This window comes from Paenibacillus algorifonticola, assembly GCF_000971975.1.
Taxonomy (GTDB): Bacteria; Bacillota; Bacilli; order Paenibacillales; family Paenibacillaceae; genus Pristimantibacillus; species Pristimantibacillus algorifonticola.
The window spans coordinates 151246-171753 of record NZ_LAQO01000006.1 but is presented as its reverse complement, the minus strand read 5'-3'; the positions used below and the strand labels follow the sequence as shown (position 1 = coordinate 171753).

Below are 20508 nucleotides of genomic sequence, written 5' to 3'. Positions count from 1 at the left end.
TTTCTCTATTTAGGTTAGAGGGCAGCTACAGCTACCCCAGATGACGTTTTTTCAAAATCGCTTTAGCTACGCTATCGCCTGACAGTTGAATAATTTGCACCAACAAAATAATGACGATAACGGTAGCGATTAAAATATCTTCGCGAAACCGCTGATAGCCGAAGCGGATAGCCAGGCTGCCAAGTCCCCCAGCGCCAATCGCTCCTGCTACCGCTGTAAATTCCGTAATGGCAATGACGGCGATGGTCATGCCCCGAACGAGCGCCGGAAGCGCTTCGGGAATCAGCACGCGGAATATAATGGTTAGCGGCGTCGCTCCCATCGCTTTGGCCGCTTCAATTTTGCCCGCACTCACCTCCTTTAAGGAGTTTTCAATAATACGGCCCAGAAAGGGCGAGGCTCCAATCGATAAAGCGACGATGGCTGCTGTCGGGCCAAGCGAGGTACCTACAATAAGCCGGGACAACGGCAGCAGCAGCACGATCAAAATAATAAAAGGCAGCGAGCGTACGCCATTAATCGCCGTCCCAATGATTTTGCCCACGATCGGCGCCTCCAAAATACCCCCCTTCTCGCTGACGACTAATATAATGCCTAGCAAAATGCCAATGATTAAAGCAAATACCGACGACCAAGCTACCATATACAGCGTCTCCAGCAGTCCCTCCCATAGCAGCTCGAACAGATCATCTCTCATATTCCTGCTCCCAGCCCCTCCATGATCGACCGTTTGTCCCGGTAATAATCGATGATGCTGACGAACCGGCGGGCGGTATAGCTGACAGGGTCCATAAACAGCTTGTCGACCGTCCCTGTCTCTACGATGGAGCCATGCTCGATGACCGCCATATGGCGGCAAATATGCTGCAGCACATCCAGCTCATGCGTAATTAATACGATCGTCAGCTTCAGCTTGCGGTTAATATCCTGGAGCAGCTCCAGAATGGAGTAGGTCGTCTGCGGATCAAGCGCTGAGGTCGCCTCATCGCTGAGCAGCACATCCGGCTCATTCACAAGCGCCCGGGCAATGCCTACCCGCTGCTTCTGTCCGCCGCTGAGCTGGGACGGATACATATGCTCCTTGTCGGACAGTCCGACCAGCTCCAGCATCTCTCGCACGCGCTCCCGAATGAACGGCTTCGGATAACCGGCCACTTGAAGTGGAAAAGCGACATTTTGAAACACATTTTGTGAATCCAGCAAATTAAACTGTTGAAAAATCATCCCGATTTTCCGCCTTGCCAGCCGCAGCTCCTTGCCAGACAAATCAGTCAGTACCTTTCCGCCGATTTCAATCGAGCCTGAATCAGGCTCTTCGAGCCGGTTCAGACAGCGGATCAACGAGGATTTGCCTGCCCCGCTAAAGCCGATAATGCCGAAAATATCCCCCTTATCAATCGTCAGGTTAATATTATCCAAGGCAGTAATCGTACTGCTTCCGCTTGTATAGGTTTTATGCAAATCCTTTATGACGATCATGCTGAAAAACTCCTCTCCTCCCTGAAAATAAAAAAAACCAAACTTCAGCACCGTTCAATCTGTTCGGTGGAGAGTTTAGTTTCCAGTGTTCTGGTCAACTAGTTTTGGGCTTATCACCCGAAAACCAACTATTCCTATTTGTTTTATTAATTTAAAGCAATTGCCCAGCGGTGTCAACTTCTTTTTTTGGCAATAATCGGGATTGACGCTAGAAAATGAAGGTGATAAATTAAAGCAAACTATTCCACCCTGTTCACTTAATATATTATCCCATCTATCAAGGAGGAGCTTGACATGTCCCAAGAAACCGCGCGGAAACGCAGGCAAATGAAATTATCCGCTTATTTGGTTGGCACAGGCATGCATGTGGCGGGCTGGCGTCATCCCCATGCGCAGCCGGATGCCAGCATCGATATTGACTATTACCGCAAGCTGGCCCGAACCGCTGAACGCGGAAAATTCGATATCGCTTTTATCGCGGACAGCCTGGCGATTAATGAGCAATCCCATCCGAACATTCTAAACCGTTTTGAGCCGATTACACTGATTACCGCTTTAGCGTGCGCCACGACGCACATCGGCGTAGTCGCCACCGCCTCAACCTCTTATATTGAGCCCTTCAATCTGGCCCGGCTGCTGCTGTCTGCCGATCAGATAAGCAAAGGCCGGGTTGGCTGGAACATTGTCACCACGCGGGATCTGTCAGGGAATACGGCGCGCAATTTTGGCAGGGATGAGCATTTCGAGCATAGTCTTCGGTACAGACGGGCAGAGGAATTTCTCGAGGTTGTGCAGGGGTTGTGGGATTCTTGGGAGGACGAAGCCTTCGTCCGAGACAAGGAATCGGGGCAGTTTTTCCATAAGGAGAAGCTGCACCGGCTCCAGCATCAAGGCGAGTTTTTCTCGGTGGAAGGACCGTTAAATATCGGTCGCTCGCGGCAGGGGCATCCTGTGCTCGTACAGGCCGGAAATTCTGAAGCCGGACAGGATTTCGCCTCGCGAACAGCGGAAGTTATTTTCTCGATCAAGCACAGCAAGGAAGAGGCGCAGGCGTTCTACCAATCGTTTAAAGGCAAAGCCGCTAAATGGGGGCGCGCACCCGGGGATATTTATATTTTGCAAGGCATTTCGCCGATTATTGGCGATACCGAGGAGGAAGCGCGGGCGAAGCTTAAGCAGCTGGAGGCGTTGATTACGGAGGAGCAGGGCATCGGCTTTCTGGCGGATTATTTTCAGGGGATCGATTTTTCTGGATATACGCTGGAGTCACGCGCTCATGAGGTCGGGCTCGACCGCATCAAGCTGGATAAAACGGACTACCTCAAGCATCAGCCGGTCATCGCAAGGGAAAATCCGACGCTGCGCGAGGTGTATTCCTTTCTCACAGGCTCATTCAGCGGCGATCATTTCGTCGGCACCGCCGAGAAAATCGCGGACACTTTGGAGGAATGGTTCTCCGAGCAGGCGGCTGACGGCTTTATGCTCATGGCTCCGCTGCTGCCGGATGGACTAGAGCTTTTTGTCGATCGGGTCGTGCCGATTTTGCAGCAGCGCGGCCTTTTCCGCACCGAATATGAAGGCGTTACGCTGCGGGAGCATTTTAACTTGCCGCTGCCGCGCAATCGTTTTACTAGAGCAACGAGCCATTAATATGCAAAGCCGCCGCACCCTTATAGAACTAAGGGAAGCGGCGGCGGCTGGCTTATATTTTTTGCTGGAGAACGGTTATGTGGTGTTAAACGAAGAGAGGCCAGTAGACCCGGCGGGATCTTACGCTAGATGGCTCTATCGCTTCAGCTCCGCAAGCCCTTCGTTAAAACTGTCGCATAGCTGGAATAGTTCATCTGCTCGCACAAGCTTTTCCAGCCAATGCGAGGGTATGGACGACAGGCCGTAATAGATGCCCGCTAGACCGCCCGTTACCGCACCTGTCGTGTCCGTATCTTCCCCTAAGTTAATAGCACGAAGTACCGCCGCCGCATAGCTGTCGGTCGTCAGCAGGCTCCAAATGCTTGCTTCCAGCGTGTGCATGACATAGCCCGACGAAGCAATGCTGTCCTCGTTCAGATTTGCCAGCTGCCCGCTAAGCAGACGTTCAAAACGCTCCAGATGACTATCACCCGCATAAAAAAGCTGAAACGCCCGATTCGTTGCCGTATAACTCTCTTGAGGGCCATGGCCCATCAACAATTGTACGGCATACTCCGTATAATAAACGCAGGCCATAATCGATAAAGGATGCCTATGGGTTAACGATGAAACTTTGCCAACCGCAGCCGACCGTTCCTCTCTGCTAGCATCTAGCAGCCAGTAGGCCATCGGCAAAATGCGCATCAATGAGCCGTTGCCATTGCTGTATTCGCCGATACCGCCTGCCAGCTCAGGCTCTGCCCCACGCGCAAGCCGAGCAATCGCCTCGCTCGTCGCTATGCCAATATCGAATACCTCGCCATGCGGCGTCCAGCGCTCGCCCCGCTTCCATTCCACGAAACGCCTCGCCACATCATGCACATCAACGCCTTTGCAATGGGCGAGGCTCTCCACCAGACATAAGGTCAAAGACGCATCATCCGACCAAGTGCCCGGCGGTTGCTGATGTGAGCCGTAACCGATCATATCTGTTAAAGGCTCCTTCATTAGCGCCTTCCGACTGCAAAATTCCACGGGAACCCCTAACGCATCCCCGATGCAAAGCCCTATTAATCCTGCTTGAATAGATAGATTCATTTCATAAACCTCCTGCTGCTACCAGCTTGGACTAGCGGTATAGTAAAGCATTTTCGCTCACTTCCCAACAAGGCCATTATGCACAAGACCACGAAAAAAAGGCAAATGCTGCGGATGGCACGCAATCAAATATGGCTCGCGGCTCATGCCTGTGAAGGGCCTGCCCTCATAGTCGGTAATGATGCCACCCGCCTCGCGCACCATGAGCATTCCCGAATAAAGGTCCTCGCCCTCCGAGTTGTACAAAATAATCGCATCCAGATCGCCCTTCGCCAGCATACTCCATTGCAAGGTAGGCGCCCATAGCCGCATCATTCGCTTGGTGTTTGCATCAAGATGCTGGCGCAGCCTCACCGCCCGCTGCTCCTGCTGTACCTTATGCCCTTGAATCCAGCCGACCGTTGCTTTTTTGAAGGGGCGCGGCTCACCTATCCGAATAAGACGTCCATTGCAGCGGAAACCGCCATTGGCGGCAGCCTCGTACAAGCGGTCCGTCAGCGGCTCATAAATGACCGCCATAACCGCCTCGCGCTGATACATGAGCGTAATAGATACAGCAAATAACGGCATCCCGACCGCGAAATTATTCGTCCCATCCAGCGGATCGACCAGCCACAGCCAGTCACTCGCCAGACGATTGTCCCCAGCCTCCTCCGAAATCACCTGATGTCCCGGAAACGCCTGCCTAATTTTCGCCAAAATAATCGCTTCCGCCTGATGGTCCGCTTCAGTCACCAAATCGCCAGAGTCGTCTTTGTGCTGAAAAGCACTGGAATCGAGCTTTTCAAAAAGCTTTTTCAACAGCACTCCCGCCTCTCTCGCTGCCAAAACCGCCACTCGCTGTGCCTCTCTTACGATCGTTGTATCCACATCAAATCCCCCTATTTTCGTATCATGGTCGAGCACAACATCTAGACATCCAGCATCTAAGACGGCAAAACAAAATCCTTCTTGCAAATAAGAAGGATTTCATGGTTGAGATCATATTCGGAATCATAATTAATTAGGCATTGGATAAAACAGCGCCTACGTATTGCTGTTCTGGTCAGGGCCTGAAGGCAGGTTGGGCAGTGGAGGCGGCGTCACATTGGATTGCGGGCTCGAGCTGCCAGAGTTAAATGGGCTGTTGGACGGGTTAAAATTGGACTGCGGTCCCGGCGCATACCCGTTTCCTGCTGGTCCCTTCGTTAAATCCAGCTCTGTTTTCTCTTGGACGATCAGCTCCAAGCCGCCGAATTTCTTGGCCAGTACGCCATACAAAAGTGCAACCAACATACTAATTGCACCATATATACCGATTAGAAAAACCGGCATTAGTATATACGGAATTCCTAATGCCAGTAAAGTGGGCTCTTGAGCGACCACTGCTATCATTGTTAAAATAATACCGAGTAAAAACAACAGCGCAGAAGGAATAATCATCATATACGCCGTCGCTTTAAAAGCACTGACCGTTCCTATTCCTTTAATTTCCAATTTCTTCATCGTTTCAGCTCCTAGTTATGTTTTTTGCGCTTTCTTTTTCGCAGCAGCCACTAGGTAAAATTCACCAAAAAGTGACAAATTCCTGCTTGCAGCGTAAAAAAAGCAAAAGCCGCGAACGCTGCTCATAAAGCAGGCATTCACGGCTTATCCTATTGCTCGACTGCTGTTCTTATGCTTTCGCTGGGTCAAAAGAGCTTTTCAGCGAAACGATGCGGTTGAAAGCAAGCTTCTCCGGCGTCGTATCCTTCGGATCAACATTGAAGTAGCCGTGGCGGAAAAACTGGAACTTCGCCTGTCCTTCGGCATCCTTCATATTCGGCTCCACGAAGCCTTGAAGCAGCTCCAGGTTGTTCGGGTTGATACATTCGAGGAACGGCTTGCCTTCCTCTTCTGCTTCATTCGTAATAAGAGGCTCGAACAAGCGGAAGTCTGCAGCAACCGCCTGCGACGCTTCAACCCAGTGAATGGTGCCCTTCACCTTGCGGGCGTTGAAGCCCGAGCCGCTTTTCGTTGCCGGATCGTATGTGCAGCGAAGCTCAATAACGTCGCCCGCTTCATTTTTCACAACCTCTTGGCAAGTAATGAAATAAGCATGCTTCAGACGCACTTCATTGCCAGGGAACAGGCGGAAATATTTATTTGGAGGATTTTCCATAAAATCATCCTGCTCAATATAAATCTCGCGCCCAAACGGAATTTGACGAATGCCCATGTCTTCGTTCTCGGCGTTATTTTCTGCATCCAGCAGCTCGGTTTGGCCTTCTGGATAGTTCGTAATGACGACTTTGAGCGGACGCAATACCGCCATCGTACGAAGCGCCTTAAGCTTCAAGTCCTCACGAATAAAATGCTCCAGCATCCGCTCATCGACCGTGCTGTTCGCCTTGGCAACCCCGATCTCGCGGCAGAAGGCGCGAATCGCTTCCGCCGTAAAGCCTTTGCGGCGCAGGCCGCTGATCGTCGGCATCCGTGGATCGTCCCAGCCGTCTACGACTTTCTCGTCGACAAGCTGCTTCAGCTTTCTTTTGCTCATCACGGTATTCGTGACGTTCAGACGGGCGAACTCGTATTGACGAGGCACCGCCGGCATCTCGCATTCGGCAATCGCCCAATCATAGAGCGGACGGTGATCGGCGAACTCCAGCGTACAGATGGAATGCGTAATGCCTTCAATCGCGTCACTGATCGGATGCGCATAATCGTACATCGGGTAAATGCACCAAGCATCGCCAGTCCGGTGATGATGGGCATGAGCGATACGGTACAGCACCGGATCACGCAGGTTGATATTCGGCGAAGCCATATCGATCTTCGCTCTCAGCACCTTTGAGCCGTCAGGAAATTCTCCGGCGCGCATACGGGCGAACAGATCGAGGTTTTCTTCTACGCTGCGCTCACGGTAAGGGCTGTTTTGCCCAGGCTGTGTCAGCGTGCCGCGCGTCTCGCGGATTTGCTCGGCGGACAGGTCGCATACGTATGCTTTGCCTTTGTTAATGAGCAGCACTGCACGATTGTAAAGCTCTTCGAAATAGTCCGAGGCAAAACGAAGCTCGTCCCAATCAAAGCCCAGCCACTTCACGTCCTCTTGAATCGAATCGACGTATTCGGTATCTTCCTTGACCGGGTTCGTATCGTCAAAACGCAGATTCGTTCTGCCTTTGAAATCGTCAGCCAGCTCAAAATTCAAGCAAATCGACTTGGCATGCCCAATATGCAAATAGCCATTCGGCTCCGGCGGAAAGCGCGTCACGATTTCCTGGACATTGCCGGTCTTCAAATCTTCGCTCACAATATTTTTTATAAAGTTAGAGGATGACAGCTTTGTGTCCACGTTGTTTTCCATTGTGACCAACCTTTCCCACGAAAAATAGATATCTTTCTATAATACACAAAATCCCGAAAAATTATAAGATCATCCGACTGGTTAATAAAATAGATGGCATGTGATCAACCTTTGTTTTCATAGGTTCTATCAATAACGTATTTGCTCGCGGCTGGCGCGCGCTGCCATTGGCTAGGGCAACCTGAACGGATGGTGAAGACATCATGACTGGGAATCCGATCGTTATTTTTCCCTACAGCCGTTTTGGAGCGTTCCCGGCGGCGGAGCGCGACTGGCTGGCAAAGCTCGCTCGGAGAGCAGCGCCAAATCTATATGATCGCCGAGGACGCGCTCCCTGACTGGGCAAGCGCCGCATCTATTGTTCCCCTAACGCTGCTCGGAATTCTTGGCAATGGAGCTTCGATTACTTGGTGGGAATACTAGCTCGTAAAGACATACCACGAAGTAAGGAAGTTGAGGAAGCATATCGGCTGCATCACCCCGCTTAATAGCAAGAAGCCGCTGCGAACGTCATCTCAAGATAACGTTCGCAGCGGCTCTTTGTACCTTTATCTATTACTAGTTCTACAGCAGCTTTTCAATATCCGCCTTCATGCTCAGCGGCTCATCGGTCGATTCGAAACGCTTGACGACATTGCCTTCACGGTCAATGAGGAACTTAGTGAAGTTCCATTTGATGGAGTCTCCATCCAGAAAATGCGGCAGCTTTTCAGTCAGAAAGGCGCTCAGCATTTTGCCGCTTGCCTCAGCTGTATCAAAGCCATTGAACGGAGCTTCAGTCGTCAAATAGTTAAACAAAGGATGTGCGGTTTCATCGCGTACATCCGTCTTCGCAAACAGCGGGAAGGTTACTCCGTAGTTCAGCTGGCAAAAGCTTTGCACGTCCGAATTTTCGCCCGGCTCCTGCTCGCCAAATTGATTGCTTGGAAAACCGAGTATTTCCAGCCCTTGATCCTTATACTGCTCATAAAGCTTTTGCAGATCGGCATATTGAGGCGTAAAGCCGCATTTACTCGCTGTATTGGCGATAATAACGACCTTGCCTTTATATTGCTCCAGGCTGACTGTCTTCCCTGTAATCGTATCGGCTTGATAAGTATAAATGGACATCGCTGCACACTCCTATAATTTGTCTATCTACTTGCTGTACGACTCTATTCTACTACCTTGCCTGGCCTCACTTAAAGAGCAGCTGACTTATTGCCCAGCCAATCTACAAACAGCTCATAATCCTGCTGCGTCTGATCCGCATAGGAAATCGCCCACTGAGCAATGAAGCGGCTAAATGCCTCCTCGTCGCTGCCCATTGCCTTGACGATTTCATGCTCACTGTGATAGTCCAGAATGCCGCTCTGCACATCGGTATCTGCGCGCGCATGCAGCTTCGCTGTCAGCTTGCCCATCGTCTCCGTAACGGCCTGCATATCTTCCACTGTCTCTAGCGATTCGAGCTTGAGCCGCTTTTTGTAGGGAGAGCGCTCACGCACATAAAACTGCCTGCCGCCAATCGTCAGGTAACCGAGATAAGGGTCTGCCTCATGATGCATCGCCTGCTGGGTCATCGTCACGCGTTTGCCCTGATGCTCGAACGAAGCCCAGAACGACTCATCATAGGGAAGAAAATAGGCTGGAACCGCGACTCGCACCTCTTTCACTTCCAGCACAATGTCATCATCGTGCCCTTGCTCACTGCTGCCCGCCTCAATCAGTACATAGAACCGATCCAGCCCGATAGAAGCTGTGCCCGAGCCATGCTTCACAGCGATATCTTTAATCTGATAATGAGCAGCGTCCTGCAAATCATCGGCATGCAGGCTTTCGATATATTGCGGCCAAGCCTCTAGTAGCGCAGCGCGCTCCTTTTCCGTCGGAGCGAGGATCTCATCCGTATGCGCGAACTTGCGATGCTCCTGCACGAGCGCCGTAACCTTTTCCAAAAAATGCTGTTCCTTGCGCTTCTGCAGTTTGCGAAGCAGCTTTCTCACCTTGCCGCTCGCCTTCTCCTCATCCACCCCGAACGAAGCCGGATCATCCTTGCCCTTGACGAACCTCCACATTTGTTTCGCATAGGCGCGCAGATAAGCCTCGATTTGATGCTTCTGGGCTTCCTCCGATTCGCCTTTCATGCGGCACACAAGCGCTATGCTAACCGACATGCGCAGCAAATCATATAAATATGAGCCCAAATAGCCCTCGTCAAAATCATTCACATCATAGACGAGCGCCCCTTGCTCATTGCGGAAGGCGCCAAAATTTTCGAAATGCAAATCGCCCTGAATCCAGGTCGGACGCTCCGCTGGCGTGTGATAGGGAAACCATTCCCTCGTCACATCCATATAAAATAAATAAGCGCTGCCGCGAAAAAAGGAAAACGGGCTTAGTGACATTTTGCGGTATTTCTCCTCGCGCTTCTCGCTGCCCAATCTCATGATTTTATGATCAAATTCATTAAGAACGGCCGTAATCGTCCGTTTTCGAAGCCTCTTTTGCGTAAGCTTTACACGTTCTGTCAATGATCCATCCATTCCGGTTCCCCCTTAGGCAGCTCTATCATTTATACGATTTCATCTATGAAGAAAGCTTGTACAATCTGAGATAATCATTGACCATCGCCAGCCGCCACGGAATAATCATGCCGAAAGCCACGAGATAGAACAACGCCCCCGTCTGCGGAATCGACATATATTGCTCCACAACGCTATGAAGCGCAATTCGAATAATGAACAAGGTCAGCATGATGAAAATAAAAGCTTTGGATCGCCTGACATAAATATCGGCATCAATACGCTCCAGCCGGGTCGATACGACCAGCGGAAAAGAAAAAAGCAACAGGCCTGTTCCGAAGGCAGCTAAACCCCAGCCCCACGGAATATGAGTCATAGGCGCCAGGAACATCATAAAACCGGTCGACATGCCGACTGGCGGAATAATGATTTTACGAAGGGTAATCGGCTGCTTGCCTGCCCGGATACGCAAAAAGATGAGCATAAGCCCTGCGATAGCTGACAATATAATGGAGCCTACCTGAATCGTTTCAGTAGACAGCTGCACCGCCCTTTTCCCCCTTGTTCTTAAAAGAATGCCTTTTCTTTCTTTATCCTACTTCAAAAAAGAGGCCGCTGCAAATATTGTCTAATCGCGCAGAACCGCTGGTTCTAGAGCTTTCTGAAGCCTTCTGATTGGGGCGAGCAGTAGCAGTAGAGCTGCAAGCACCCAACATTCAGTTGCCTTTCAGGCAACTGAAAAATTGAAATGTTATACTTTTGTCACAAACGAAAAGGAGAATGACCGATGAAAAAGACGAACCTATGGACCCTTCTAATATTGGCAGCCCTGCTGCTTTCCAGCGGCTGCTCTACTGAAAATGCACCTAAAACGCCTGAGAGCAGCGGTTCAGCCAGCAACACAGCTGCAGAAACCAGCACGCCAGCCGGCTCTGAATCGACCGATGCCGCGGATGACAGCGGACTTACTGAGCAGGTCACACAAGGGCCTTATTATATAACAGGGACAAATGTGCTCGAAAACGGCGTTCTGAACTACGATAATCTGGAAGGCGAGCAGATAAAGGTTAATGGCTACGTCTATGCAGGAGCAACAGGCACAACCCCAGTGGTCGGTGCAAAAATCGAAATTTGGCAGGCCGACAACGGCGGCAATTACCACCCAAACTCCAATGGCGCAGCCAGCAGCTACAATGCAAGCGAGCTTTCGCTTCGCGGCTTCGTAACAACGGATGAGGACGGCTACTACGAATATATGACGATTTATCCAGGCGAATACACCGGCCGCACGCGCCACATTCATACGAATACGACAGCGGACGGCTACACGGGTGTCATTACGCAGCTAATTATTCCAAGCCTCTCCGGCGACCAAATGACAGCGGATGAGGATAACATCGCCCAAAGTCTTCCCGCTTACAACCAAGTAACCTTTCATGAAATAGATGGATTGAGGGCGACAAACTTCAACTACAGACTGGCGGCTCAGTAAGCGGATGAGCAGACAGAGGACACCTTTTAAAATGCTGTTCGCTGTGCTGGCATTCGCCATCGTTGCAGGTGTCATTTACAGTCTGGTTCCCAAGCAGAAGGAAAGCGAGACGGTCATTTCCGGCAGCGGTAAAAATGCCCACGGGCAGCTCGCAAACTATTCTACCAGTGGTACAAGCAGCATCATTGATATTCCTGAAAAGGTAGCCGAGGTCGCGGCGGGCTTCGACCACTCGCTCGTGCTGACGGAGGAAGGCCATGTCTACTCTTGGGGCGACAACACCTACGGGCAAGTAGGCATCGACAGTGCAAAAGGAATTGTGAGCGGTCCGCAGAAGGTTGACGGGCTGCCAACGATTACGCGCATCAGTGCTGGCTTCCGCCATAGCTTGGCGCTTGATACCGATGGCAATGTGTGGGTATGGGGCAACAATATTGCCGGACAGCTAGGCACTGGCGACCGCACCGACCTGCGCAAGCCCACGCAGATTACGCTTCCCGGCAAAGTAACAAGCGTCGCCGCAGGGCATCGCTTCTCGCTCGTCACGCTGGATAATGGACAAGTGTATGGCTGGGGGGCAAAGTGTGAAAATGATACAAAGCGAACGTTCGCTGAGCTCATGCAGCTCATTGGACAATCGGCAACCGGCATCAGCTATTATGTCGATGCTAATGCCGACCCGAGCAGCAGCGATACGCAGGAGCTTTGTGAATTTCAAGGCTTCGTCGCAGTAAGCAGCCTGATTCCCGTGGAAATTCCCGAGCTTGCGGGGAGCCTTCAAATCGTAGCCGGCTTCGGACATGTGCTTGCGCTTCAGCCGGATGGCACCGTGAAATCCAAAGGCTGCAACGCTTACGGACAGCTCGGCTATCCGACAGCAGACATCGTGCCAGCCGAGACGATCCCTGGATTAAGCGGCATTGTGTCGCTCGCCACCAGCACGCGGCATTCCATGGCGCTCGACAGGGATGGGAACGTCTGGGCGTGGGGGGCGGACAACACGGGCCAGCTAGGCAAAAATCTAGGCAATCTCGAAGGCGTGTTCGAGCCCGAGATCGTGGCTGGCCTGCCCGCCATTACAAGCATTGCCGCAGGACATGATTTCTCGCTCGCGCTTGATGAGCAAGGAAAAGTATGGGCATGGGGCGTCAACAACAACAGCCAGGCGCCAGGCATTGATGCAGCCGACTATAACTCGACGCCTAAACTGACGAGCTTGACGAACGAATCCACTATTATAGCAGGGGGAGCCTTTATACTGGCGTACTAAACTATGAACCCAACAACGAAACGAAAAACCGCTGCTTTTTTGTCCCGAAATGTTATTGTGCTGTCGATTGTCAGCTTCTTCACTGATATTGCGACGGAAATGCTTTATCCGATTATGCCGCTTTATCTCAGTGATATTGGGTACGGCGTCATCCTGATCGGCTTGATTGAAGGGCTGTCGCAGCTTGCGGCGGGCGTCATCAAGCTCATCAGCGGCGTCTATTCCGACCAGCTCCAGAAGCGCAAAGGACTTGTGAATACCGGCTACCATATTTCGGCGCTTGCCAAGCCGCTGATGGGCCTGTTCCCGACTTATTGGGCGATTTTCGGCTTCCGCCTAATTGACCGTTTCGGCAAGGGCGTGCGCAATGCGCCGCGCGATGCGATGCTCGCCGATGCTTCGACCCCCGTCACCCGTGGGCGGGTATTCGGCTTCCATCGTGCTGCCGATACGCTCGGAGCAACGCTCGGACCGCTTATTACGCTGGCTATTCTGTATTTCTACAGCGAGAACATTCCGCTTATTATCGGACTGACGATTATTCCTGGTATCGGCGCCATCGTCGCGGGATGGTTTCTGAAAGAAGCAAAGGATAAGACGGAGCTGCCAACTGCGGAAAAAGGCGGCATCAAAGGCTTGTGCCACCGCCTCAAAACCCATTATGCAGGCGCTTCGCCGAGCTACAAACGGATTTTGTACCTGATCACGATTATTACCTTGCTGAAAAGCACCGATATTTATTTGCTGCTCCGCGCCCGCGAGCTTGGGCTAAGCGATCTGCTCATCATTAGCGCTTATGTCGCTTACAATCTCACGGGTACCGTTATTATTTATTATTTAGGGTCGCTTAGCGACCGCATCGGTTTTGCCAAAACGTTCGCAATTGGCGCCCTTTCGCTTGGCGCAACATATATGCTGCTCAGCCAAAATGAGCTGCCGTTGATTTTGGTTTTTGCCGCCTTCGTCATTTATGCGGTGTTCCAAAGCGTTTTTGAAGGGCTCACCAGCGCCTGGATGTCGCTGCACGTCAGGCAGGAGGAGCGTGCGTCCGGCCTTGGCGTTATGATGGCCTTTCAGGCAGTCGCTACACTCGTCGGAACATTGATTATTGGTTTTGCCTGGGCAGGCTTCGGCGCAAAAATCGTATTCGCGATCACAGGCCTGCTCGCGGTAGGCGTCGCTGCGTATCTGTTCTTCTATCAACAGCGCGATTACAATAGCACGACGGATTTTGGACGAAAGCCCTATGTCGTCGATGTTAAGGCGCTAACCATGGAGAATGAAAACTTCCGCACCGCCATCTGGACAGGCGCACAGCTGCAAGTAACGACGATGTCCATTCCGGTCGGAGGCGAAGTCGGGCTTGAGGTTCACAAAAATATTGATCAATTTCTGCGCATTGAGGATGGCGAAGCGCTGGTGCTGATGGGACCGCGCGAGGATGAGCTTACGTTCCAGCAGCCTGCTGCAACCGATTATGCCATCATGGTTCCTTCCGGCATGTTCCACAACGTCGTCAACACGGGCAGTAAGCCGCTCAAAATCTACAGCATCTATGCGCCCGCTGAGCATCCATACGGCACGGTTCACAAAACAGCGGACGATGCTGACCGCGCCGAGCTTGCCGAGCTGCTGGAGGATGAAGACTAGAAAGCGCTAGTATGTATAACAACAGCGTTGAAACCGCAAATTGAAAAAGCTATCCCTTGGCCGTTCGAAAACAGCTTAGGGGATAGCTTTTTTAAATATACTGACTCGGATTCAATGCTAGCAATAGATTGTATTTTCTGGACTTAGTTATAGTAATTAACGGTAGGTGCAGGCTCGATGCCATTTGCATAGTAGTAATTCAAACCACTAACAAAATCAATGACCTTGTTCGTATTCAAATCATACACCAAAATATGTGGATTTCCGATCATGTCCAAAAAGCCCAATCTTCTTGGGGTCGTAAACCCTTTCGTATCCACAAAGGTTTGGAAATATTGCGTTGGAGGACCTGAAGCGAAGGTCGAATAGTGATACGTGAATAATGTTTCTTCCTTCAATACAATAAGTACAGCATTGTTGGAGCTTGCATAAGTAGAATGATAGTCCACCGCCGTCGTAATATAATTCACCCGTGCGTCTGAAATGCTATGAGTGCGTGATTGATAGCTGCCTCCATAAGAGAAGTAATATACTCTCTCCCAATCCAATTGCGGGTTAGTATTCGCTGCATCTGTCGTATTAGCGATCAGCTTATTGTTGAGATATAAATCTTGATTGGAATACTCCCATACAACCGACTGCAAAAGACTTGAAATTTGATTATAGGATACTGCGCCACTTGGAGCGGAGGCATTGGACTGGATATTATAGGAAGCCTCTAATGCACCCGTGGAAGTAACTAATAGTCCAAAATCACCTGCTGGCAAATTGTTGGCGGCCGACAGATTGCCGCTTGTATTGCCTACACCTGTTGGATAAGCCGTTCCCGTATTCCAATCAATCTGATACAAATCTACACGGTAGCTGGCATTGCTGGATTGAATCCGAAAAATGATGCTGCGTGCCGTAGCCAAACTAAAGAAATAAAAATTTTGCGGATTGCTTGCAGTTAATGAACTGCTATGGTAAAGGATATCGCCTTCCACATTATAATTTAATCGGCTTGCTGCATTTGCTGGCTTAGGTTTTTGCAAAAGCTCTGACGGGCTTAGCGCTATACTGCTCTCCCAATCCGTTTGTATACTTTCGACTTCCCCAATTACATCAGGTTCTGCTTGAACAGCAGGCAGCAATTCTGAGTTATTCAAAGGGACGGCTTCGGCTGAAATGGGAAGAGCCATTACGAAAAACAGCATGAGAACTAAAAAAGGCGTAGTCATGTACTTTCTTTTGAATGTCATGGGTTATTCCTCCATCATTTTTATGATTTTTTATCTCACAAAAACTCATAGCGTACGACCATAACTGATTTTTCCCACTGAAAAATAGACTCCTCCCTTATCGGCTTATTAGGTTTCAATCAATTATGTTATAAAAAAAGGTAATTTAGTAAATCTTAATTTATACTTTAAGATAGTTACCAATAACATTCAATACAAATTTATACAAAAATACCTTTTCTATTAACGTGATGTTTCTGAGATTAGGCCGCATTACACTCTGGATAAAGCTTGACGGCGGTTCTGGCGTCGTTTTAGAATATAGTTAGCCGACAAACTAATTTTCTGCATGTATGTTCAATAAGAGAGGGGTGCCGCTATGCCATTTCGCAGAGGGCCTGACCATATTACGCGGATTTTCCGCCATTTAACCCGCCAACATCAGAAGCAGCTGCATGCCCAGCTTCAAGATTATGATCTTTATCCGGGGCAGCCGCCGCTTATGTTCGCCTTGGAGCGTGGGCCGGGACGAAGCCAGAACGAGCTGGCACAGGAGCTTGAAATTAAAGCGGCAACGCTGACTGTGATGCTGAACCGGATGGAGCGAAACGGAATTGTCCGCCGGGAAGCCGATCAACGTGATCAGCGCGTGTCGCGAATTTTTATGACCGACAAAGGAAAAGCCATGCTCGGCAAGCTGCGGGAGACGCTTCACCTGCTCGAGGAGCAGTCGCTGCAAGGCTTCAGCGAGGAAGAAAAAAAAATCCTGAAAGGGATGCTGCACCGAATTGGCGATAATTTAAACGCGATGAACCCTACCGAGGGAAATCAAAATTAGAGGAAGTGGACGATGATCAAACTTGCGCGATATTTAAAATCGCACTGGGTCGCTGTATTGCTCGCCCCGCTGCTGATGGTTTTGGAAGTATGCATGGACCTGCTCCAGCCTAAGCTGATGGCGAGCATTGTCGATGAAGGCATCATAAAAGGCGATTTAAGCCATATCAAAATAACAGGCTTATACATGCTTGCAGCCGCATTAGTCGGCCTCATTGGCGGGGTTGGCTGCACCGTATACTCCAGCATCGCCTCGCAAAAATTCGGAGCCGATCTGCGCGGCGATTTGTTCCGCAAGGTACAGACCTTTTCCTTCCGGAACCTGGATGAGCTTAAGACCGGATCGTTGATTACTCGGCTTACAAGCGATATTGTCCAGCTCCAGACGATGGTACAAATGCTGCTGCGCATTTTTGTCAGGTCGCCGATGCTGGCCATTGGCAGCATTATTATGACGATTGCGATTAGCCCAAAGCTGGCGCTCATTCTCGCCATTGTCGTTCCGCTGCTGTTCATCGTCATGTTTGCACTTATTCGCTCTACACTGCCGCTGTTTGCGAGCATGCAGTCGAAGCTGGATGCGGTAAATACGGTGCTGCAAGAAAACTTTACCGGCATTCGGGTCGCCAAAGCATTTGTACGCTCCACCTATGAAAACGAGCGGTTTGGCCGCGCGAATCGCGATTATACAGGGTCGGCTATTAAGGCGATGCAATTGGTTGCCATTAATATGCCGATTCTCACTTTTATTTTGAATACAGCGATTGCTGCCGTGCTCTGGTATGGCGGTCTTGATGTACAAAAAGGTTCACTGCCCGTTGGCGATTTAATTGCTTTTATCAACTATGTAACACAGGTCATGCTTTCGCTGTCGATGATCGGCATGATGCTCGTCCGCTTCTCAACGGCGAAGGTATCTGCGCAGCGCGTGCAGGAGGTGCTGAACACGTCATCGGAAATTCGCTCAGCCGATTCGGCCACCCAACATAACAACACGGCGGGAGAAATCGCGTTCGAGCATGTTTCATTCGCTTATGCGGGCGCATCTGCGGCAGAAAAGGCGTATGAGCTGCGCGACATTAGCTTCACGGCGAAGCCGGGACAGAAGCTCGCGCTGATTGGAGCAACCGGATCAGGTAAGTCCACGCTGGTCAACCTGATTCCGCGGCTGTACGAGGCTACGCAAGGACGCGTGCTTCTGGACGGCATTGATGTGCGCGACATTGAGCTGGGCAGCCTGCGCAGTCATATTGGCATCGTGCTGCAGGAGTCCATTTTGTTCACGGGCACGATTCGTGAAAATATTTGCTTCGGCAGGCCAGAGGCTACCGAAGCCGAAATGCTTGCCGCCGCCAAAGCTGCGGCGGCGCATGATTTTATTACCCGCCTTCCCGAAGGGTATGACACGCAGCTTGGCCAGCGCGGCGTCAATTTATCCGGCGGGCAGAAGCAGCGGCTGTCGATCGCTCGTGCGCTGCTGCTCCAGCCGTCGGTGCTTATTCTCGACGACAGCACGAGCGCCATCGACATGGGAACGGAGGCGCAGATCCAAGCTGCGCTGAGGCAGCTGATGCACGGACGCACCAGCATTATGATCGCGCAGCGCATCTCCTCCGTCATCGACGCCGATCATATTATCGTGCTTGATGAGGGGCAGATTGTCGCACAGGGCACCCATGGCGAGCTGCTTCGCTCCTCTGGGCTTTATCAAGAAATTTACCAGTCGCAGGCTGGCAAGGAGGCGACCGTTCATGGCTGATCCAAAGCATTCCTCCAATAGCGGGCGCCCGCCAGCGCCAGCATCATCGCCTGCTCTGCCGAACCTCGGAATGCGCGGTGGTCCTCCGGGCATTCCAACTGCAAAAGCCAAGCCCAAAAACACGCTCCAGACGCTGCGCCGTATTTGGAACTACTTGAGCCGCTACCGTGCAACGCTAATGAGCGTGCTGTTTGCAACGATAGGCGCAACGCTTCTGTCGCTCGCCGCGCCGTATCTCATCGGCCACGCGATCGACCAGTACATCATTCCGCGCAGCTATGACGGACTGCTGTCGCTATGCTTCCTGCTGCTTGCCGTATACGCGGGCAGCTCCGTGTTGACCTGGCTCCAGCAGAAGCTGGTTGTGAGCGCATCCCAGAATACGGTGCTGGACATGCGCCGCGACCTGTTCGGCCGGCTGCAGCTGCTGCCGCTTCGCTTCTTCGACGGCAAGACAAACGGAGAGCTGATGAGCAAGGCAACGAATGATATCGAAAATGTCTCCAGCACGCTCAGCCAAAGCGTCACGCAGCTGTTATCCAGCGTCATCATGCTTGCCGGATCGCTGGCCATTATGCTGTCGCTCAATGTATGGCTGACTCTGCTCAGCATGATTACGATTCCGCTCGTGCTGCTGTTCACCAAGAAGGTGGCGGGCTTCACCCGCCGGTTCTTCTCCAAGCAGCAGCAGCATTTAGGCGAGTTGAACGGCTTTATCGAGGAAACGGTTGCCGGGCAAAAAGTCGTGCAGGTGTACCGCCGCGAGCAGCGGGCTGCGGAGCAATTCGATAAAATGAACGGCGAGCTTACGAATGCGAGCATTCAAGCGCAAATTTATTCAGGAACAATCGGCCCATTCATGAACGTGATGAACAATCTCAGCTTTGCGCTTATTGCCGCCGTTGGCGGCTTTATGGCACTGAATGACTGGACGACAGTCGGCATCATAGTCAGCTTCCTGAACTACTCGAAGCAATTCCAGCGCCCACTCAACGAGCTTGCGAATCAGTTCAATTTGCTGCAATCTGCTGTGGCGAGCGCCGAGCGCGTATTTGAGCTGATCGATACCGATACGGAATACGAAGGCGACGGCACCAAGCAGCTTGAAGCATGCAGCGGCCATGTCCGCTTTGACAACGTATCGTTCGGCTATCGCTTAGGCCATCCGATTTTGAGCGATGTATCGCTGGAAGCTAGGCCTGGACAAATGATTGCTCTCGTTGGTCCAACCGGAGCGGGCAAAACCACAATCATTAATTTGCTAACGCGCTTTTATGATATTGAACATGGCAAAATTACGATCGATGAGGCCAACATTCGCGAGCTGGACCGAAACAGCCTGCGCCGCCAGCTTGGCATCGTGCTCCAAGATGCCTATGTGTTCTCCGATACCGTTCGCGAGAATTTGCGCTACGGACGGCTGGACGCCAGCGATGCGGAGATCGAGCAGGCAGCGCGGCTGGCGAACGCCCACAGCTTCATCAGCAAGCTGCCGCAGGGCTATGACACGCCGCTCACCGCCGGCGGGGGCAACCTCAGCCAAGGGCAGCGGCAGCTGCTCACCATCGCCCGCGCCGTACTCGCCGATCCGTCCATCCTCATTCTGGATGAGGCGACAAGCAGCATTGATACGCGGACGGAAATGCATATTCAGACCGCCATGCGCAAGCTGATGGAAGGGCGTACCAGCTTTGTGATCGCCCACCGACTCAGCACCATTCGCCAAGCGGATCAAATTCTCGTCATTGCGGACGGCGGCATCAAAGAGCGCGGCACGCATGACGAGCTGTTAGAACAGCAAGGCTTCTACTACGAGCTGTATATGAGCCAATTCCAGCGCAGCAGCTAGATGCGCAATAAGGACAAAGAAGGCGAGCGGGGTGATTTCCGCTCGCCTTTGCTTTATTTTCAGCATGATTAGCCTATTCGCCCATTAAAGCTGTTTCTTTCATAGCTGCTCCTATTTCTTTAGACCGCCTGACAAAATGAGCAGCAGCTGCCGTTTGGGGAGGAACAGATGCGCGGCCGCATACAGGAGCAAGGGCGGCAGGGCAATCCAATATCCGTAGACCCATTCCATTAAAGCTCGGAAATGCTGGAGCCCTACCCAAGACGAATTCATAAAACCGCTAAACGATTTATATAACTACATGCTCGGCATATTGGCTTTCAATACTCATTGCTGTTCACATCTAGTTTTTATTTTATCCGTCATTTCCGAAACAATATTACCCATAATGCG

At 51.3% G+C, this 20508-nt stretch carries 18 protein-coding genes; 8 read left to right on the top strand and 10 right to left on the bottom strand.

Annotation, left to right across the window (positions count from 1 at the left end; genetic code table 11):
• Positions 1-31: 31 nt before the first annotated feature.
• Both WH37_RS14365 and WH37_RS14360 read right to left on the bottom strand, forming a co-directional pair.
• Entirely contained in the window at positions 32-697 is a 666-nt protein-coding gene (locus WH37_RS14365) for a methionine ABC transporter permease (protein ID WP_046231280.1), read from the bottom strand.
• Positions 694-1479 (bottom strand): methionine ABC transporter ATP-binding protein, encoded by a 786-nt coding sequence (locus tag WH37_RS14360; protein ID WP_046231279.1) that lies wholly within the window; start codon positions 1477-1479, stop codon positions 694-696. Before WH37_RS14360 ends, WH37_RS14365 begins: the two co-directional genes overlap by 4 nt.
• A gap of 294 nt (positions 1480-1773) precedes the next feature.
• Between WH37_RS14360 and WH37_RS14355 the strand changes: the two genes are divergently transcribed.
• Positions 1774-3129, top strand: coding sequence for an LLM class flavin-dependent oxidoreductase (locus WH37_RS14355; protein WP_046231278.1), 1356 nt, complete (start codon positions 1774-1776; stop codon positions 3127-3129).
• Between the two features lie 135 nt (positions 3130-3264).
• On the opposite strand, the gene WH37_RS14350 is transcribed toward WH37_RS14355, so the two are convergent.
• The 4 genes from WH37_RS14350 to WH37_RS14335 all read right to left on the bottom strand — a co-directional run bounded on the left by WH37_RS14350 (position 3265) and on the right by WH37_RS14335 (position 7534).
• Entirely contained in the window at positions 3265-4206 is a 942-nt protein-coding gene (locus tag WH37_RS14350; RefSeq protein ID WP_046231277.1) for an ADP-ribosylglycohydrolase family protein, read from the bottom strand.
• Between the two features lie 57 nt (positions 4207-4263).
• Positions 4264-5076, bottom strand: coding sequence for an inositol monophosphatase family protein (locus WH37_RS14345; RefSeq protein WP_046231276.1), 813 nt, complete (start codon positions 5074-5076; stop codon positions 4264-4266).
• Between the two features lie 156 nt (positions 5077-5232).
• The gene (locus WH37_RS14340; RefSeq protein WP_046231275.1) at positions 5233-5691 is read right to left on the bottom strand and encodes a hypothetical protein; all 459 of its coding nucleotides are present in this window, start codon (positions 5689-5691) and stop codon (positions 5233-5235) included.
• A 169-nt stretch (positions 5692-5860) separates the two neighbouring features.
• Positions 5861-7534 carry a glutamine--tRNA ligase/YqeY domain fusion protein gene (locus tag WH37_RS14335; protein WP_177218040.1) on the bottom strand — a complete coding sequence of 558 codons (1674 nt, stop codon included), beginning with the start codon at positions 7532-7534 and terminating at the stop codon, positions 5861-5863.
• A 203-nt stretch (positions 7535-7737) separates the two neighbouring features.
• Between WH37_RS14335 and WH37_RS37045 the strand changes: the two genes are divergently transcribed.
• Positions 7738-7872, top strand: a complete 135-nt coding sequence (locus tag WH37_RS37045; RefSeq protein WP_269431309.1) for a hypothetical protein — start codon at positions 7738-7740, stop codon at positions 7870-7872.
• A 226-nt stretch (positions 7873-8098) separates the two neighbouring features.
• Here WH37_RS37045 and WH37_RS14330 read toward each other — a convergent pair whose 3' ends face one another.
• The 3 genes from WH37_RS14330 to WH37_RS14320 form a co-directional block, all read right to left on the bottom strand.
• Positions 8099-8644, bottom strand: a complete 546-nt coding sequence (locus WH37_RS14330) for a glutathione peroxidase (RefSeq protein ID WP_046231274.1) — start codon at positions 8642-8644, stop codon at positions 8099-8101.
• A 71-nt stretch (positions 8645-8715) separates the two neighbouring features.
• Positions 8716-10059, bottom strand: a complete 1344-nt coding sequence (locus tag WH37_RS14325) for a DUF2252 domain-containing protein (RefSeq protein WP_046231273.1) — start codon at positions 10057-10059, stop codon at positions 8716-8718.
• Positions 10060-10102: 43 nt separating this feature from the next.
• Positions 10103-10585, bottom strand: coding sequence for a CcdC family protein (locus WH37_RS14320; RefSeq protein WP_046231272.1), 483 nt, complete (start codon positions 10583-10585; stop codon positions 10103-10105).
• Positions 10586-10825: 240 nt separating this feature from the next.
• Here WH37_RS14320 and WH37_RS14315 point away from each other — a divergent pair, with 240 nt between their 5' ends.
• Genes WH37_RS14315 through WH37_RS14305 form a run of 3 tightly spaced genes read left to right on the top strand, consistent with a single transcriptional unit; the run spans position 10826 to position 14450 of the window.
• Positions 10826-11530: a dioxygenase family protein gene (locus WH37_RS14315; RefSeq protein ID WP_046231271.1), complete on the top strand. Its 705-nt coding sequence runs from the start codon at positions 10826-10828 to the stop codon at positions 11528-11530.
• Positions 11531-11534: 4 nt separating this feature from the next.
• Entirely contained in the window at positions 11535-12800 is a 1266-nt protein-coding gene (locus WH37_RS14310; RefSeq protein ID WP_082110806.1) for an RCC1 domain-containing protein, read from the top strand.
• A gap of 3 nt (positions 12801-12803) precedes the next feature.
• A complete protein-coding gene (locus WH37_RS14305) occupies positions 12804-14450 on the top strand; it encodes an MFS transporter (RefSeq protein WP_046231269.1) in 1647 nt (548 codons plus the stop codon).
• A gap of 143 nt (positions 14451-14593) precedes the next feature.
• Here WH37_RS14305 and WH37_RS14300 read toward each other — a convergent pair whose 3' ends face one another.
• A complete protein-coding gene (locus WH37_RS14300) occupies positions 14594-15691 on the bottom strand; it encodes a hypothetical protein (RefSeq protein WP_052736981.1) in 1098 nt (365 codons plus the stop codon).
• Between the two features lie 358 nt (positions 15692-16049).
• On the opposite strand from WH37_RS14300, the gene WH37_RS14295 reads away from it, so the two are divergent.
• Genes WH37_RS14295 through WH37_RS14285 form a run of 3 tightly spaced genes read left to right on the top strand, consistent with a single transcriptional unit; the run spans position 16050 to position 20115 of the window.
• Positions 16050-16508 carry a MarR family winged helix-turn-helix transcriptional regulator gene (locus WH37_RS14295; RefSeq protein WP_046231268.1) on the top strand — a complete coding sequence of 153 codons (459 nt, stop codon included), beginning with the start codon at positions 16050-16052 and terminating at the stop codon, positions 16506-16508.
• A 12-nt stretch (positions 16509-16520) separates the two neighbouring features.
• Complete coding sequence (locus tag WH37_RS14290) at positions 16521-18266, top strand: ABC transporter ATP-binding protein (RefSeq protein WP_046231267.1); 1746 nt, start codon at positions 16521-16523, stop codon at positions 18264-18266.
• Complete coding sequence (locus WH37_RS14285) at positions 18259-20115, top strand: ABC transporter ATP-binding protein (protein ID WP_082110805.1); 1857 nt, start codon at positions 18259-18261, stop codon at positions 20113-20115. Before WH37_RS14290 ends, WH37_RS14285 begins: the two co-directional genes overlap by 8 nt.
• Positions 20116-20508: the final 393 nt, after the last annotated feature.

Coding starts and splice junctions, on each gene's coding strand:
- WH37_RS14365 (WP_046231280.1), bottom strand. CDS start 697: ATGAGAGATGATCTGTTCGAGCTGCTATGGGAGGGACTGCTGGAGACG.
- WH37_RS14360 (WP_046231279.1), bottom strand. CDS start 1,479: ATGATCGTCATAAAGGATTTGCATAAAACCTATACAAGCGGAAGCAGT.
- WH37_RS14355 (WP_046231278.1), top strand. CDS start 1,774: ATGTCCCAAGAAACCGCGCGGAAACGCAGGCAAATGAAATTATCCGCT.
- WH37_RS14350 (WP_046231277.1), bottom strand. CDS start 4,206: ATGAATCTATCTATTCAAGCAGGATTAATAGGGCTTTGCATCGGGGAT.
- WH37_RS14340 (WP_046231275.1), bottom strand. CDS start 5,691: ATGAAGAAATTGGAAATTAAAGGAATAGGAACGGTCAGTGCTTTTAAA.
- WH37_RS14335 (WP_177218040.1), bottom strand. CDS start 7,534: ATGGAAAACAACGTGGACACAAAGCTGTCATCCTCTAACTTTATAAAA.
- WH37_RS37045 (WP_269431309.1), top strand. CDS start 7,738: ATGACTGGGAATCCGATCGTTATTTTTCCCTACAGCCGTTTTGGAGCG.
- WH37_RS14330 (WP_046231274.1), bottom strand. CDS start 8,644: ATGTCCATTTATACTTATCAAGCCGATACGATTACAGGGAAGACAGTC.
- WH37_RS14325 (WP_046231273.1), bottom strand. CDS start 10,059: ATGGATGGATCATTGACAGAACGTGTAAAGCTTACGCAAAAGAGGCTT.
- WH37_RS14315 (WP_046231271.1), top strand. CDS start 10,826: ATGAAAAAGACGAACCTATGGACCCTTCTAATATTGGCAGCCCTGCTG.
- WH37_RS14310 (WP_082110806.1), top strand. CDS start 11,535: ATGAGCAGACAGAGGACACCTTTTAAAATGCTGTTCGCTGTGCTGGCA.
- WH37_RS14305 (WP_046231269.1), top strand. CDS start 12,804: ATGAACCCAACAACGAAACGAAAAACCGCTGCTTTTTTGTCCCGAAAT.
- WH37_RS14300 (WP_052736981.1), bottom strand. CDS start 15,691: ATGACATTCAAAAGAAAGTACATGACTACGCCTTTTTTAGTTCTCATG.
- WH37_RS14295 (WP_046231268.1), top strand. CDS start 16,050: ATGCCATTTCGCAGAGGGCCTGACCATATTACGCGGATTTTCCGCCAT.
- WH37_RS14290 (WP_046231267.1), top strand. CDS start 16,521: ATGATCAAACTTGCGCGATATTTAAAATCGCACTGGGTCGCTGTATTG.
- WH37_RS14285 (WP_082110805.1), top strand. CDS start 18,259: ATGGCTGATCCAAAGCATTCCTCCAATAGCGGGCGCCCGCCAGCGCCA.